This window comes from Catellatospora vulcania (assembly GCF_009720385.1).
Classification (GTDB): domain Bacteria; phylum Actinomycetota; class Actinomycetes; order Mycobacteriales; family Micromonosporaceae; genus Catellatospora; species Catellatospora vulcania.
Window position 1 is genome coordinate 1 of sequence record NZ_WARX01000035.1, and the last position, 13,682, is coordinate 13,682.

The window sequence follows — 13,682 nt, forward strand, 5'->3', positions numbered from 1 at the left end:
CGATCTCCACGTTCGGGTTGAGCTGCTGGTACTCCTTGTACAGGTCCTTGTACCCGAACTCACCGAACGTCGCGATGGTGAGCTTGACCTTCTCACCCGGCTTCGCCGGGTCATCGCTGCCACCACAAGCGGCGGTGCCCAGCACCAGCGCGGCGGCGAGCAGCGGAGCGGCCACGGCCGCGAGACGGCGCCGTGGGCTGGCGCCGGATAGTGCTGAACGCATCGGAGCTCCTCCAGGAACAGGTATTCGGGCACGAGCACGAGCAGATTCGCTGGTCACACACTGTTGATCATCCAGAGAGCGCTCCCTGGTATGGCCTCTGAATTTCGTCCCATGCAGGGCGGCTGTCAAGATGCCGTTGCCGTCTCGTTACAAAGCGCCACCGCGATTCCGATCCCGACGGGCCGCCCCGCCTGCGGACGGGCTTCGCGGCCGATCCTCGCAATAGTGTCGTGACCAGGCCGGCATGCTGGCGCAACCGTTGGCGGCCACCGGTTGTGCCGATTTCTCATCGGTGGTCGAGACCAGGACAAGGTCCCCTAGCTGCCCGTCCAGACGTCACCACATGATTTCGGGGACGTTAACGGCCAGCGCCGCCGCGAGCCGTCCAGTGACCGCCATTGACATCCGGGCGGTCCTGGACGATTCTGCTCAGAGAGCGCTCCCCCACATTGTTTGTCCGACTTGACGCCCATTCGGGCAGCAGGTCGTTGCACGCGGCGACCCGCCGCTCAACACGGCGTCGCCATGTCGCCGGGACCGGGCTCAGCCCCGACACACCGGTCCCGTCGGCGGGCGGCCGTCGCGTGCGTACCGGAAGCGCTGCCGTGGATCAGCTCGATCCGCGATCGGCGGGAGCGCCTCCGGGCCTTCCGCGAGGAGCACGGCCCTCGCGGTCTCGAGCCATCCCACAGGAGATGACATGAGATCCGTCCCGAACGCGGCAGCCCCGCCGCGCTCCGTCCCCACCTCACGCAGGCGCTGGTACGCCGTTCTCGCCACTCTCGGCGCGGTGCTCGCCTCGTCCTACCTGGCCGTGGTCGCCGGCTCGGCCAGCGCGGCCGATCCGCTGATCTCCCAGGCCAAGCCGGTCACCGCCTCGTCGGTCGAGAACGCTGTGTTCCCGGCCGCCAACGCGGTGGACGGCGACAACGGCACCCGCTGGTCCAGCGCGTCGTCCGACCCGCAGTGGATCCAGGTCGACCTGGGCGCCACCGCCACCATCAGCCAGGTCGTCCTGCGCTGGGAGGCGGCGTACGCCACCGGGTTCCAGATCCAGGTCTCGGCCACCGGCACGGGCGGCTGGACCAACATCTACAGCACCACCACCGGCACCGGTGGCGTGCAGACCCTCGCGGTCAGCGGCTCCGGCCGCTACGTGCGCATGAACGGCACCGCCCGCGCCACCATCCACGGCTACTCGCTCTGGGAGTTCCAGGTGTACGGCGTGATCGGCGGCGGCGGGGGCTGTGGCACGGCCAATGCCGCCCAGGGCCGCCCGGCCAGCGCCTCCTCGCAGGAGGGCGCGTTCGCCCCGGCCAACGCCTTCGACGGCAGCACCGGCACCCGCTGGTCGAGCGCGTTCAGCGACCCGCAGTGGATCCAGGTCGACCTGGGCAGCAGCCAGAACATCTGCGGCGTGACCCTGAACTGGGAAGGCGCGTACGCGCGCTCGTTCCAGATCCAGGTCTCGAACTCCGCGACCGGCCCGTGGACGAACATCTACGCCACCACCACCGGCACCGGCGGCACACAGCCGCTGACCGTCTCCGGCACCGGCCGCTACGTGCGGATGAACGGCACCGTGCGGGCCACCGCGTGGGGCTACTCGCTCTGGGAGTTCTCCGTGCGCACCGGCGGCACGCCGAGCAACCCGCCGTCGTCGCCGCCCCCGGCATCGCCGTCTGCGTCGCCGTCGGCCAGCCCGTCCACCTCGCCGTCGCCCAACCCGGGCGGGGAGGTGCTGCTGTCGTACAACAAGCCTGGTTTCGCCTCGACCTCGCAGGACGACGGCGCGTGCTGGCAGTGCTTCCCGCTGCGGGCCTTCGACCTGGACCCGGCCTCGCGCTGGGCCACCTCGGCCTGGACCGACCCGGGCTGGATCTACGTCGACCTGGGCGCGACCGCGCAGATCAAGCGGGTCGTGCTGCAGTGGGACCCGGCGTACGCCACCTCCTACCAGCTGCAGACCTCGGCTGACGCGGTGAACTGGACACCCATCTACAGCACCACGACCAGCACCGGGTTCAAGCAGAACATCGTCGTCAACGGCACCGGCCGCTACGTGCGCATGTACGGCACGGCCCGGTCCAACGGCTACGGCTACTCGCTCTGGGAGTTCCAGGTCTACGGCACCGGCGGCGCCCCGACCACGCCCCCGGCGCAGCCGCCGAACCCGACGTTCCCGGCCACCAACCTGGTCTTCTCGGACGAGTTCAACGGCCCGGCCGGCAGCAAGCCGGACGCCGGCAAGTGGACCATCGACACCGGCACCGGCCAGAACGCCGAGCTGCAGTACTACACGAACAACAACAACGCGAACATGAACGGCACCGGCTCGCTGGTGATGGAGGCCCGCCGCGAGGCAGTCGGCGGGATGCAGTACACCTCGCACCGGATGAACACCGGCGGCAAGTTCACGTTCCAGTACGGCCGGGTCGAGGCCCGGGTGAAGGTGCCCAAGGGCAACGGCTTCTGGCCGGCGTTCTGGATGATGGGTGCCGACTTCCTCCCGCCCACCAGCCGCCCGTGGCCCTACAACGGCGAGATCGACATCATGGAGATCCTCGGCCGGGACACCACCCGCAGCTACACCACGCTGCACGCACCCGCCTACAACGGCGGCGGCGGCTACGGCTTCGAGAAGGTGTGGGGCATCGACCTGTCGGCCGACTACCACGTCTACGCCGCGCAGTGGGACAGCAACGGCATCCGGTTCTTCGTCGACAGCACGGAGGTGTTCTACGCGAGCAAGGCGACCGTGGAGGCGACCCGCGGACCGTGGGTCTACGACCACCCGCACTACATGATCCTGAACCTCGCCGTGGGCGGTGACTGGCCCGGCTCGCCCGACGCCAGCACGCCGTTCCCGGCTCAGATGCTGGTCGACTACGTCCGCGTCTACAAGTAAGCAGACCGCCGGCAGGGGGCCCCGCAGCCCCGCAGGGCCCCCTGCCCCCAACGGAAACCCGTCCGTCCCATTCCCGTAGGGAGCTCACCATGAATCGTCTCGCACCGATTCCTGGCCGCCGGCGGCTACGTGCCGCTGGGCTATTCGCCACCGTCACGGCCGTCCTCGCAACTTACCTGGTGGCAACCACCGGTGGTGCGGCCGCTGCCGAGATCTCGCTCTCACAGGGCAAGCCGGTCACGGTCTCCTCGACCGAGAACGGCGGCACGCCCGGCTCGGCAGCGGTCGACGGCAACGCCGGCACCCGCTGGTCCAGCGCATTCTCCGACCCGCAATGGATACGCATCGATCTCGGCAGCAGCCAGGCGGTCACCCGGATCTTCCTGGACTGGGAGGGCGCGTACGCGCGCAACTTCCAGCTGCAGAGCTCCGCCGACGGCAACAACTGGAGCACGTTCCACACCACCACCAACCACAACGGGGCGGACCAGTCCCTCACCGTCAACGTGACCACCCGCTACGTCCGCCTGTACGCGACCGCGCGAGCCACCCAGTACGGGGTCTCGCTGTGGGAGTTCCAGGTGTTCGGGCAGTCCAGCGGCGGTGGCGGCGGCGGCGGCCCGATCGTCCGGGTGTCGGAGTTCCTCGCCGACTGCCCGTTCACGCACCGCCTGCCGGACGACCCGATCGTCTTCCCGAACCTGCCCGGCGGGTCGCACATGCACGACTTCATGGGCAACACGTCCACCAACGCGTTCTCGACGTACACGAGCCTGGCCAACGCGGGCACGAACTGCAACCCGATCGAGGACCTGTCGTCGTACTGGGTGCCCACCATGTACGTCGACAACGTGGCGGTCGCGCCGACCGGCACGACCTTCTACTACCTGGGTGAGGGCGTGCGCGACGACATCATCGCGCAGATCCAGTCCCTGCCCGTCGGCCTGCGCATCGTGGCCGGCAACGCCCAGGCGACCAGCGGCGACCAGAGCATCGCGCGCTGGTCGTGCCTGCACCACAACGAGATCCCACCGGGCAAGGACTTCGTGAACTGCCCGGCCGGCTCGATGCTGGAGTCGTACCTCGACTTCCCGCAGTGCTGGGACGGCGTCAACCTCGACTCCGCCAACCATAAGAGCCACATGGCGTACCCGGTGGCGGGCGCCTGCCCGTCCTCCCACCCCGTCCCGGTGCCGAAGCTGCGCCAGGTGCTCCGCTACCCGGTGACCGGCGATCCCGCCCGGATCCGCCTGTCCTCGGGCCGCGGCTACACCATGCACGGCGACTTCTTCAACGCCTGGCCCGCCGCAGAGATGGACCGCCGTGTCCGCGACTGCATCCGCCCCATCATCAAGTGCGGCGCCAACGGTCGCCCCTGACCTGACCGCACCCGAATGAACGGCGCCGGCCGGGGCGGCCCCCCTCTCCCGCCCCGGCCGGCGCCACCCCTGCCAGGCGACGATCTTGCGCGGGCTGCGGGTACGACACACTCCAAACGGTCAGCACACCAACCGTTCGCGCAAGATCGCCACCGGCGGCCAGGAGGTCCACGATGAAATCACGGGTGTACGGGTGCCTGCTGGTGCTGGTGCTCGCGGGTTGTGGGGGCACGTCGCCGGCTCCGGTCGCACCGGTCAGCCCACCGGCCGTCGCCGAGGCGGGTGCGATCAGCACCGACGTCGCCTGGTCGCAGCTGATGATCGCGCTGGATCAGCGCATGCTGGCGGCGCTGGAACTGGCCCCGCAGCGCACCGCGGACAAGGACCTGAGCGCGTTCGCCACCGACGTGGCCCGGCGGCACGAAGCGGAGGTGGTCCGGCTGCGCGAGCTGCTGCAGGCGACCGGCGCTCCGGAGACCAACCCGCACGAGGGCCACGACATGCCCGGCATGATCACCAAGGAGAACCTGGCGCTGCTGGCCACGAAGTCCGGCACCGCGTTCGACACGATGCTGGCCGACAGCCTGCGCACGCACTTCGAGCAGTGCCGCATGCTGGCCGGCTCCGAGCAGTCCGCCGGGGCCGACCCGGCCGTCAAGGCGCTCGCCGCCTCCGTCGAGACCACCCGCCAGGCCGACCTGGACCGCCTGGCAACCCTGACCGGCCCCCGGTGAACCCAGCCCCGCGCAGGGATCGCTGTTCTCGGTCATGATCTGCCGACCGACGCCGGATGCGGACCGGAGACAGTGGTCTCTCCCCCGATCCGGACCCCGACCCCCGCGAGCGGCGACCGTCGCGGCGGGTCGATCAGGCGGACTCGCGCTTGACCAGGCGGGGGTGGAAGATCACCGAGCGCGGCTTGGGGTCGGCCTTGCCGATGCGGGACAGCAGCAGCCGGGCCATCTCGGCCGCCATCTCCTCCAGCGGCTGGTGGATCGTGGTCAACTGCGGCCGGCACTGCAGCGCGGCGATGCTGTTGTCGAAGCCGACCACCGCCACCTCCTCAGGCACCCGCCGGCCCAGGTCGCGCAGTGCCTGCAGGGCGCCCTCGGCCATCAGGTCGTTGGCCACGAACAGCCCGTCGATCTCCGGGTGTGCCGCGAACAGTTCGCGCGCCGCCTGCTCGCCGCTGGCGCGGGTGAAGTTGCCGGCCGCCGACGGCACGTACGCATGCCCGTGCACGGCCAGTGCCGCCCGGAACCCGGCCAGGCGGTCCTGGCTAGACGGCATGTCCAGCGGGCCGGAGATGGTGGCCAGGTGGTGCCGGCCGATGGCCAGCAGATGCTCGGCCGCGAGCTTCGCCCCGACCTGCTGCTCCACGTCGACGTAGCTCATCGGCAGCGGCTTGCCCGGCCGGGCCGAGAGCACGGCCGGGATGCCCAGGTCGCACAGCTGCTGCGGCAGCGGGTCCTCGTCGCTGCTGGAGATGAGCAGCACCCCGTCGACGTGGCCCTGGCGCAGGTAGCGCAGCACGTGGTGGTGGGCGGGCGACTCCGCGGGCATGATCACCAGGTGGATGCCCTCGGGCCGCAGCACCTCCAGCGCCCCGGCGGTGATCCGGCCCAGGAACGGGTCGGTGAAGATCCGGTTGAGGAAGGGCTCGGTCTGCTGGGTGCGATCGTCCGGTTCGGACACCACCAGGGCGACCGAGTCGGTGCGCCGGGTGACCAGCGAGCGCGCCGCCAGGTTCGGCACGTAGCCGGTGGCGTCGATGGCGCGCTGAACCAGTTCACGCAACTCGGGATCGACGGTGGACACGCCATTGATCACCCGCGAGACCGTGGATCGCGAGACCCCCGCCCATTCGGCGACCTCTTCCAGCGTCGGGGACCGCTGGCCGTCAGGTCGACTGCTCGTCATGACGTCATTTATAGCAGGAATTCCAGGGAGCGCTCTCTCCAAGGTCGTTTGCAAATTCTGCGCAGGTCAGCGCTGAAATGGATGGCATGCGCATTGGGCTGGACTGAACCGGTTGACCTAGATCACGACAATTCCCTCTGCGGCAGCCCTTTCGCGGTCCGGACGGAAAATACGCGGCCGGTCCGAGTGCCGCAGAAGGCATCGGGGCGCGGCACCGCCTAGAGTCGCCGGATGCGGAACATCACGGGCTACACCTGCGGATCGTGCGGCGGGCAGCATCAGGAGCTGCCGCTGTCGTACCGCACTGCGGCGCCGGCGCACTGGAGCGACGCCCTGGACGACGACCCGAACAGCGAACTCACCTCAGACCTGTGCGTCATCGCGGGCGAGCACTTCTTCGTCCAGGGCAACCTCGAGATCCCCGTCCTCGGCCGCGACGAGGTGTTCGCCTGGGGCGTCTGGGTGTCGCTGAGCCCGGCCAACTTCGCCCGCACCACCGACCTGTGGGACGAGCCGGGTCGCGAGGCCGAGCCGCCGCACTTCGGCTGGCTGTCGACCGAGCTGGCCGGATACCCCGTGAGCACGCTGAACCTGAAGACACACGTGCACACGCGGCCCGTCGGCCAGAAGCCCTACATCGAGGTCGAGCCCACCGACCACCCCCTGGCCGTGGAACAGCGCACCGGCATCACCGCGGCCCGAGTCCGACAACTCGCCGAGCTACTCCTCCACTCCCCCCGCCCCTGACCCGCCCGACTCGCCAAAGGCCGAAGTCTCCCGCGGCCGCGCGGCCGGGCTGCACTTCCAGGGAAAGTGCGGCCACCACCGGGGTCCTGCCCGCGAATTCCCCGAAACTGCGGGCCGGAGGCGGTGCCGGCTTTCAGGTCAGGCCGGGCGTGCCACGGGGACGGTCATGGTGAGCATCGGGCCGTCGTACGCCCAGACCGGCGCGCCGCCCAGCCCCCCGCCACCGACCAGGCGGCGGATCGTACGCAGGGCCGGCTGGTTGCCTGCCAGCACGTGCGCCTGCACGTGGGTGTAGCCCGCGACGGCGGCCAGCACGGCCAGTCGCCGAGCCAGCACGGCTCCGATCCCCCGGCGCTGCCACGCGTCGGCCACGAGCAGGGCGGCTTCCGCCACGGCCGTGCCGCCGGGTGCCACGTCCGGCCCGCTGCGGGGGCTGTCCACGCCGCCGTTGCCGTCCCCATGCGTGCCACCGGTCAGCAGGTGGGCGACCGCGACCGCCGCGCCGTCGTCGGTCCCGCCGGACACCACGGCCAGCAGCGTGTGCCCCGCCTCCGGCGTCAGCATGTGCGCGATCCGGGCCCTCGGCGGCGCACCGGCCGCGCTGGCGTACCGCCGGGCCAGGGTCTCCGGCGAGCAGCGCCTATGGAGCTCGACGAGCCGGGCCAGATCACTCTCCCCCGCCGCGCGGTAGACGATCTCGACCGCCGCGACCTGACGTTCTATGTCGAGCATCATAGATCGATGCTGCGTTATGATGGCTGTCATAGTCAAGGGGTGCGCATGACGAACGACAGTCGCGAGAAGATGGTGCGGGCGGCCGCGCTGCTGCTGGCCGAGCGCGGGTACGCGGCGACGTCCTTTCAGGACGTGATCGCCCGGTCGGGCGCGCCCCGCGGCTCCATCTACCACCACTTCCCGGGCGGCAAGGAGCAGCTCGCGGCCGAGGCGCTGCGCTGGTACGCCGGACGCACGCGCACCGGCATCGGCGGCGCGCCCGCCCTCGACGCGGTCGCCGGCTACTTCACCGCGACGGCGAACTGGCTGCGCAAGAACGAGTTCCAGGCGGGCTGTCCGGTGGCCGGGGTGGCCCTCGACGTCGGCCACGACGACCCCTTGCACGCCGTCGTCGCCGAGGCGTTCGCGGACTGGCGCGGGGTGCTCGAAAGCGCCTTCCTCGCCGAGGACTGCCCACAGCCCACCGCGCGGGCGCTCGCCGCGCTGGTCATCGCGTCGGCCGAGGGAGCGCTGCTGCTGGCACGCGCCGAGCGCGACCTGCGGCCGTACCACGACGTCGCCGAGCAGGTCCTGGCGCACCTGCGGGCCACCCTGCCGGCGCGCGCGGACGCCGCGGTAGACGCCCGGCCCGCGCCGTGACGGCGGGGCGGCGGCCACCGTTACGCCGCATGCCGTAGGACGGCGTGGCCGCGCGATCACGACAAAAGCTCTATTCTGGTACTCGAAGACAATTCAAGTTATGCGGTTACTTATCGGCGGAGCTGGGGCGTTTGACGGATTCCGGGACGGATGATGGGCATCATCGGCGAGCATCCGGGCGAGCATCCGGCAGGGGGCCCGCCTGCTGCCGACCAGGTCGAGGTGCTGTACGACAGCGACCGCTTGCGGGCGTACCGGATGCGCCTGCCCGGCAACCGCACCGTCGTCGTCAAGCAGCCGCTCGGTCCTGACGCGCCCAAACGCCTCAAACACGAGGCGTCGATGCTGCGCCGGCTGCGTGGCACGGAAGGGGTCGTGCAGCTCGCGGACACCCCCGTGGTCGAGGGCGCGCTGACGCTCCAGGACGCGGGCGGCGTGACGCTCGACCGCCGGCCGATGCCGCTGCCGCTGGGCGAGGTGCTCAGCGTCGCAGCAGGCCTGGCCGACGCCCTGGCCGCCGTGCACCGCCGGCATGTGGTGCACCGCGACATCTGCCCCGGCAAGATCGTGTTGACCGCGGCCGGCGGGGTGCTCCTGATCGACTTCGAGCTGGCCTCCACCTTCGCCGAGATCAGGCCCGAGTTCGCGCACCACAACGAGATCGTGGGCACGCTGCCCTACCTCGCGCCCGAGCAGACCGGCCGCACCGGCCGGCCCGTCGACCAGCGAGCAGACCTCTACGCCCTCGGCGCGACCATGTACGAAATGGTCACCGGCCAGCCGCCGTTCGGCACCGGTGACCCGCTCCGGCTCAGCCACGCCCACCTGGCCCGGGTGCCCGTGCCGCCGGCCGAGGTCGATCCTGAGGTGCCCGCCGCCCTGTCCGACGTGATCATGCACCTGCTGGAGAAGGAACCCGACAACCGCTACCAGACCGCCGAAGGGCTCGCCCACGACCTCGGGGTGCTGCGCGCCACCGCGCCGGGCGAGCCGGTGACGCTGCGCATCGGCGCGGGCGACGTGCCGCTGCGGCTGCTGCCCCAGTCCCGCATCATCGGCCGTGACCCGGAGATCCGGGCGCTGGGGGCCGCGTTCGCCGACGCGATGACCGGGCTCAGCCACGGCCTGCTGGTCAGCGGCCCGGCCGGGGTCGGCAAGACCTCGCTGGTCGACGAGCTACGGCCGATCGCCTCCGGCAGCAGCGGCTGGTTCGTGTCCGGCAAGTTCGACCAGCACCGGCGCGACCTCGAGTTCGACGGAGCACGCCAGGCCATCCGCGCGCTGGGGCGGCTGCTGCTGGCCGAGCCCGAGGAGGAGCTGGCCGACCTGCGGCAGCGGCTGCGCCAGGTGCTGGGCCGCAACGCCGGGCTGCTGGCCGCGGTGCAACCGGAGTTCGGGATGCTGATGGGCGTCGAACCCGACCCCACCATCGGCGACGCGCTCTTCGCCCAGGCCCGCATGCAGCGCATCGGCGTCGACCTGCTCACCACCGTCGCGTCGCCGAAACGCCCGATCGTCATGCTCGTCGACGACGTGCAGTGGGCCACCCGCACCACGCTCGGCTTCCTCGACATGCTGATCTCCGAGGGCCCGCCGGACGGGCTGCTGCTGGTCCTGGCGTATCGCGACGACGAGGTCGACGCCACCCACCCGCTCGCCGCCATGACCGCCCGCTGGCGGCTGCACGGCGTCGAACCACAGCGGATCGAGCTGGGCAACCTGCCCCCGGCGAGCACCGCCGAACTCGTCGGCGACCTGCTCCAGCTCGATTCCGCCGACGCGGAGGCGCTGGCCGAGCCCGTCGCGCAACGCACCCGGGGCAACCCGTACGACACGGTCGAGCTGATCAACTCGCTGCGCCGCAGCGGCGTGCTGGTGCTCGACGACGAGGGCTGGACCTGGGACGCCGGCAACCTGTCGCGCCACCTGCGGCAGGCCAACGTGGTCGACCCGTGGACCACCCGGCTGCGCGGCCTGCCGACCCGTACCCGGCTGCTCGTCGAGATCATGGCCTGCCTCGGCGGGCGCGCGGACATGGACCTGCTGTCCGTGGCCGACGGGCACCCCGCGACCGACACGGAGGACCTGCTCGCACCCGCCCTGGACGAGGGCCTGCTGGTGCTGGAGCCCGGCGAGCCGGCCGACGCGGTCCGGTTCCGGCACGACCGCGTACACCAGGCGATCCTCGACGGTCTCAGCCCGTCCGCGAGGTCCGCCCTGCACCTCGGCCTGGCCCGCCGGCTGTCCCCGCGCCCGGAGTACGCCGAGGCCGCCGCGCACCAGTATTTCGCCGTCGCCGAGCACGTGCACGACCCGGTCGAGCGCCGGCGCGTCAGCGACCTGCTCGCCCACGCCGCCGAGCAGTCACTGGTGGTGAGCAACCACGCCATGGCGGAGCGCTACCTGGCCGTCGCCGTCGACTTCGCCGACCCGGCCGACGTGCGCAACCTGATCACGCTGCAGACCCGGCGGCACGCCTCGCTCTACAGCCTGGGCCGCCTCGACGAGGCCGACGCGGTGTACGCGGCCATCGACGGGCTCTGCGACCGGCACGCCCAGCACGCCGAGGCGACGCTGGTGCAGGTGTCCGGCCTGACCAACCAGGGCCGGGCCGCCGAGGCCGTCGCGCTGGGCCTGGAGATGCTGGGCCACCTCGGCCTCGCCGCACCGCCGCCCGAACGGGTCGAGATCGAGATCGACGAAGGTCTCGACCTGCTGCACCGCTGGCTCGACGGCGGCGACACCGCCGACGACCTGAACCGCCCCGAGGTGACCGACCCGGACCTGCTGGCCACCGCCGCGCTGATGAACCGCATGATGGCGCCGGCCTTCTTCAGCAACCAGGCCACCCTGTCCTGGCTCACCCTGCAGGCGCTGCGGATATGGGTGCGGCACGGCCCGATCGCCAACCTGGTCGGGCCACTGGCCCACCTCACGTTCGTCACGGTCGGCCGGTGCGGCGACTACCGCACCGGGCACCGGGCCCTGCTACGGGCGGTAGCCGTCGGCGAGGCACGCGGGTACGAGCCCGACACCTCCCAGGCCCGTTTCCTGTACGCGCTGAGCACCGGCCACTGGTACGAGCCGCTGGAGGACAACGTAAGGCTGGCGCAGCTGGCCCGCGAAGGCCTGCTGCACGGCGGCGACCTGCAGAAGGCCTGCCACACCTACTACGTCTCCGTGTACGAGCTGCTCGACTACGCCCCGACCCTGGACGACTACCTCACCGAGGTCGACGCCGCGCTGGCCTTCGCCACCCGCACCGGCAACGACCAGTCCACCGACGTGTACCTGCCCTACCGCCGGCTGGCCGGCATGCTGCGCGGCGAGCCCGCCGACGCGGACAGCAGCACGGAAGCGCCGCCCGAAGCGCTCGCGGGCAACCCGGTCGCCGTGTCGAACGTGCACGTCACGAAGGCGCTGGCCGCGGCGCTGCTCGACGACATGCCCGCCCTGCACCACCACATCGAGGCCGCGACCGAGCTGCTGCCGGTGAACCCGTCGACCTACCCCGTGGCCCAGGCCCGCCTGCTGCGCGGCATCGACCTCGCCGAACGGGCCAGGACCGGGTCGCCACAGGAACGGGCCGCCCGGCTGTCCGAACTCGACGCGACGCTGGCCTGGTTCGCCGCCCGAGCCGCCGACGCCCCGGTGAACTACGCCCACACCCTGCTGCTGCTGCAGGCCGAACGCGCCTGGGCCGGCGGCGACTTCCAGGCCGCCGCGCAGTCCTACGACGCCGCGCAGCACGAGGTCGGCGGCCGGACGCGGCCGTGGCACCGGGCCCTGGCCCTGGAGCGGTCCGCGCGGTTCTACCTGGCCCACGGGATGGTGGTCGCCGGGACCAGCATCCTCAACTCGGCCCGGCACGCCTACCACGCCTGGGGCGCCGACGCGAAGGTCGCCCAGCTCGACCGCACCCACCCGACCGCCCCGTGGCTGCCCGGCCTGCGGCCGCCGACGAGCGGGCACACCACCTCCGACGCCGGCCCGCAGCCCCCGCTGCTGTCGGGCACCATCGACCTGCTCGCCATCCTCGCCGCCTCCCAGGCGCTGAGCTCGCAGACCACCTTCGACGGCGTACGCGCCCGCGTCGTCGACGTGCTCAGCGAGATGACCGGCGCGACCGCCGTGCACCTGCTGCTCTGGGACGACGACCGGCAGCGCTGGTCGCTGCCCGCGCCGCCGCCGGACGGCACCCCCGCCGTGCCCGCCTCGGTGATCCGCTACGTCGAGCGCACCCGCGAACCGCTCGTCGTCGGCGACGCCACCCGCGACGACCGCTTCTCCCGCGACCCCTACTTCGCCGAACTCGACTGCTGCTCGCTGCTGGTCGTGCCGATCGCCAACCGGGGCGTCCGGCAGGCGCTGCTGGTGCTGGAGAACCACCTCATCCGGGAGGCGTTCTCCGCCGAGCGCCTCGACGCGGTCCGGCTGGTCGCCGGGCAGCTCGCGGTGTCGCTGGACAACGCCTCGGTGTACGCGTCGCTGGAACGCAAGGTCGCCCAGCGCACCGAGGAGCTGACCGCGGCCAACCAGCGCCTCGAACTGCTCAGCACCACCGACGCGCTCACCGCGCTGGCCAACCGGCGCCGGCTGGAGGACATCCTGCACGCCGAGTGGGACAGCGCGCTGCACAGCGGCCGGCCGCTGGCCCTGGCGATGGTCGACATCGACCACTTCAAGCTCTACAACGACCACTACGGCCACCCCGCCGGCGACGAGTGCCTGCAGCGGGTCGCCGCGGAGCTGACCCGCAACCTGCGCGCCGGGGACCTGGTCGCCCGCTACGGCGGCGAGGAGTTCGCGGTGGTCATGCCCGGCCTGGACACCGAGGCCGCGAGCGGCGCCGCCGAGCGGCTGCGCACCGCGGTCTCCGACCTGGCCGAGCCGCACCTGCTGGCGCGCTCGGGCATCGTCACGGTCAGCATCGGCGTGGCCGCGATGACGCCGCGCCCCGACCGCGACCCCGACGACCTGGTCGGCCTGGCCGACGTCGAGCTCTACCGCGCCAAGCGCAACGGCCGCGACCAGGTCCGCGCCGCCACCGTGCCTCTTTGATCGCCCGACTCGCCCGGCAGGTGTGCGTATCTTGGCGCGGCATGCACCCGTGTGCCAGGCAAGTCGGGTG

8 protein-coding genes and 1 pseudogene are annotated in these 13,682 nt (G+C 71.6%); 6 read left to right on the top strand and 3 right to left on the bottom strand.

Going from position 1 to position 13,682, the window contains the following annotated elements; all coding sequences use genetic code 11:
- A pseudogene (locus F6W97_RS37755) lies at positions 1 to 223 on the bottom strand (hypothetical protein); the annotation flags it as partial.
- Positions 224 to 923: 700 nt separating this feature from the next.
- Here F6W97_RS37755 and F6W97_RS37760 point away from each other — a divergent pair.
- From F6W97_RS37760 to F6W97_RS37770, 3 genes are all read left to right on the top strand, one after another.
- Positions 924 to 3,131: a discoidin domain-containing protein gene (locus F6W97_RS37760; protein ID WP_155375396.1), complete on the top strand. Its 2,208-nt coding sequence runs from the start codon at positions 924 to 926 to the stop codon at positions 3,129 to 3,131.
- Between the two features lie 179 nt (positions 3,132 to 3,310).
- Positions 3,311 to 4,510: a DUF1996 domain-containing protein gene (locus F6W97_RS37765; protein WP_230687310.1), complete on the top strand. Its 1,200-nt coding sequence runs from the start codon at positions 3,311 to 3,313 to the stop codon at positions 4,508 to 4,510.
- 173 nt (positions 4,511 to 4,683) lie between these two features.
- Positions 4,684 to 5,244: a DUF305 domain-containing protein gene (locus F6W97_RS37770; RefSeq protein WP_155375398.1), complete on the top strand. Its 561-nt coding sequence runs from the start codon at positions 4,684 to 4,686 to the stop codon at positions 5,242 to 5,244.
- 133 nt (positions 5,245 to 5,377) lie between these two features.
- Here the strand turns inward: F6W97_RS37770 and F6W97_RS37775 are convergent, their stop codons facing one another.
- Entirely contained in the window at positions 5,378 to 6,430 is a 1,053-nt protein-coding gene (locus F6W97_RS37775) for a LacI family DNA-binding transcriptional regulator (protein ID WP_155375399.1), read from the bottom strand.
- Positions 6,431 to 6,661: 231 nt separating this feature from the next.
- Between F6W97_RS37775 and F6W97_RS37780 the strand changes: the two genes are divergently transcribed.
- The gene (locus F6W97_RS37780) at positions 6,662 to 7,177 is read left to right on the top strand and encodes a DUF2199 domain-containing protein (protein ID WP_155375400.1); all 516 of its coding nucleotides are present in this window, start codon (positions 6,662 to 6,664) and stop codon (positions 7,175 to 7,177) included.
- A 138-nt stretch (positions 7,178 to 7,315) separates the two neighbouring features.
- Here F6W97_RS37780 and F6W97_RS37785 read toward each other — a convergent pair whose 3' ends face one another.
- Positions 7,316 to 7,912, bottom strand: coding sequence for a GNAT family N-acetyltransferase (locus F6W97_RS37785; RefSeq protein ID WP_155375401.1), 597 nt, complete (start codon positions 7,910 to 7,912; stop codon positions 7,316 to 7,318).
- 45 nt (positions 7,913 to 7,957) lie between these two features.
- Between F6W97_RS37785 and F6W97_RS37790 the strand changes: the two genes are divergently transcribed.
- Positions 7,958 to 8,551, top strand: a complete 594-nt coding sequence (locus F6W97_RS37790; RefSeq protein WP_155375402.1) for a TetR/AcrR family transcriptional regulator — start codon at positions 7,958 to 7,960, stop codon at positions 8,549 to 8,551.
- Positions 8,552 to 8,701: 150 nt separating this feature from the next.
- The gene (locus F6W97_RS37795; RefSeq protein WP_230687311.1) at positions 8,702 to 13,612 is read left to right on the top strand and encodes a diguanylate cyclase domain-containing protein; all 4,911 of its coding nucleotides are present in this window, start codon (positions 8,702 to 8,704) and stop codon (positions 13,610 to 13,612) included.
- The last annotated feature ends 70 nt before the right edge of the window (positions 13,613 to 13,682 follow it).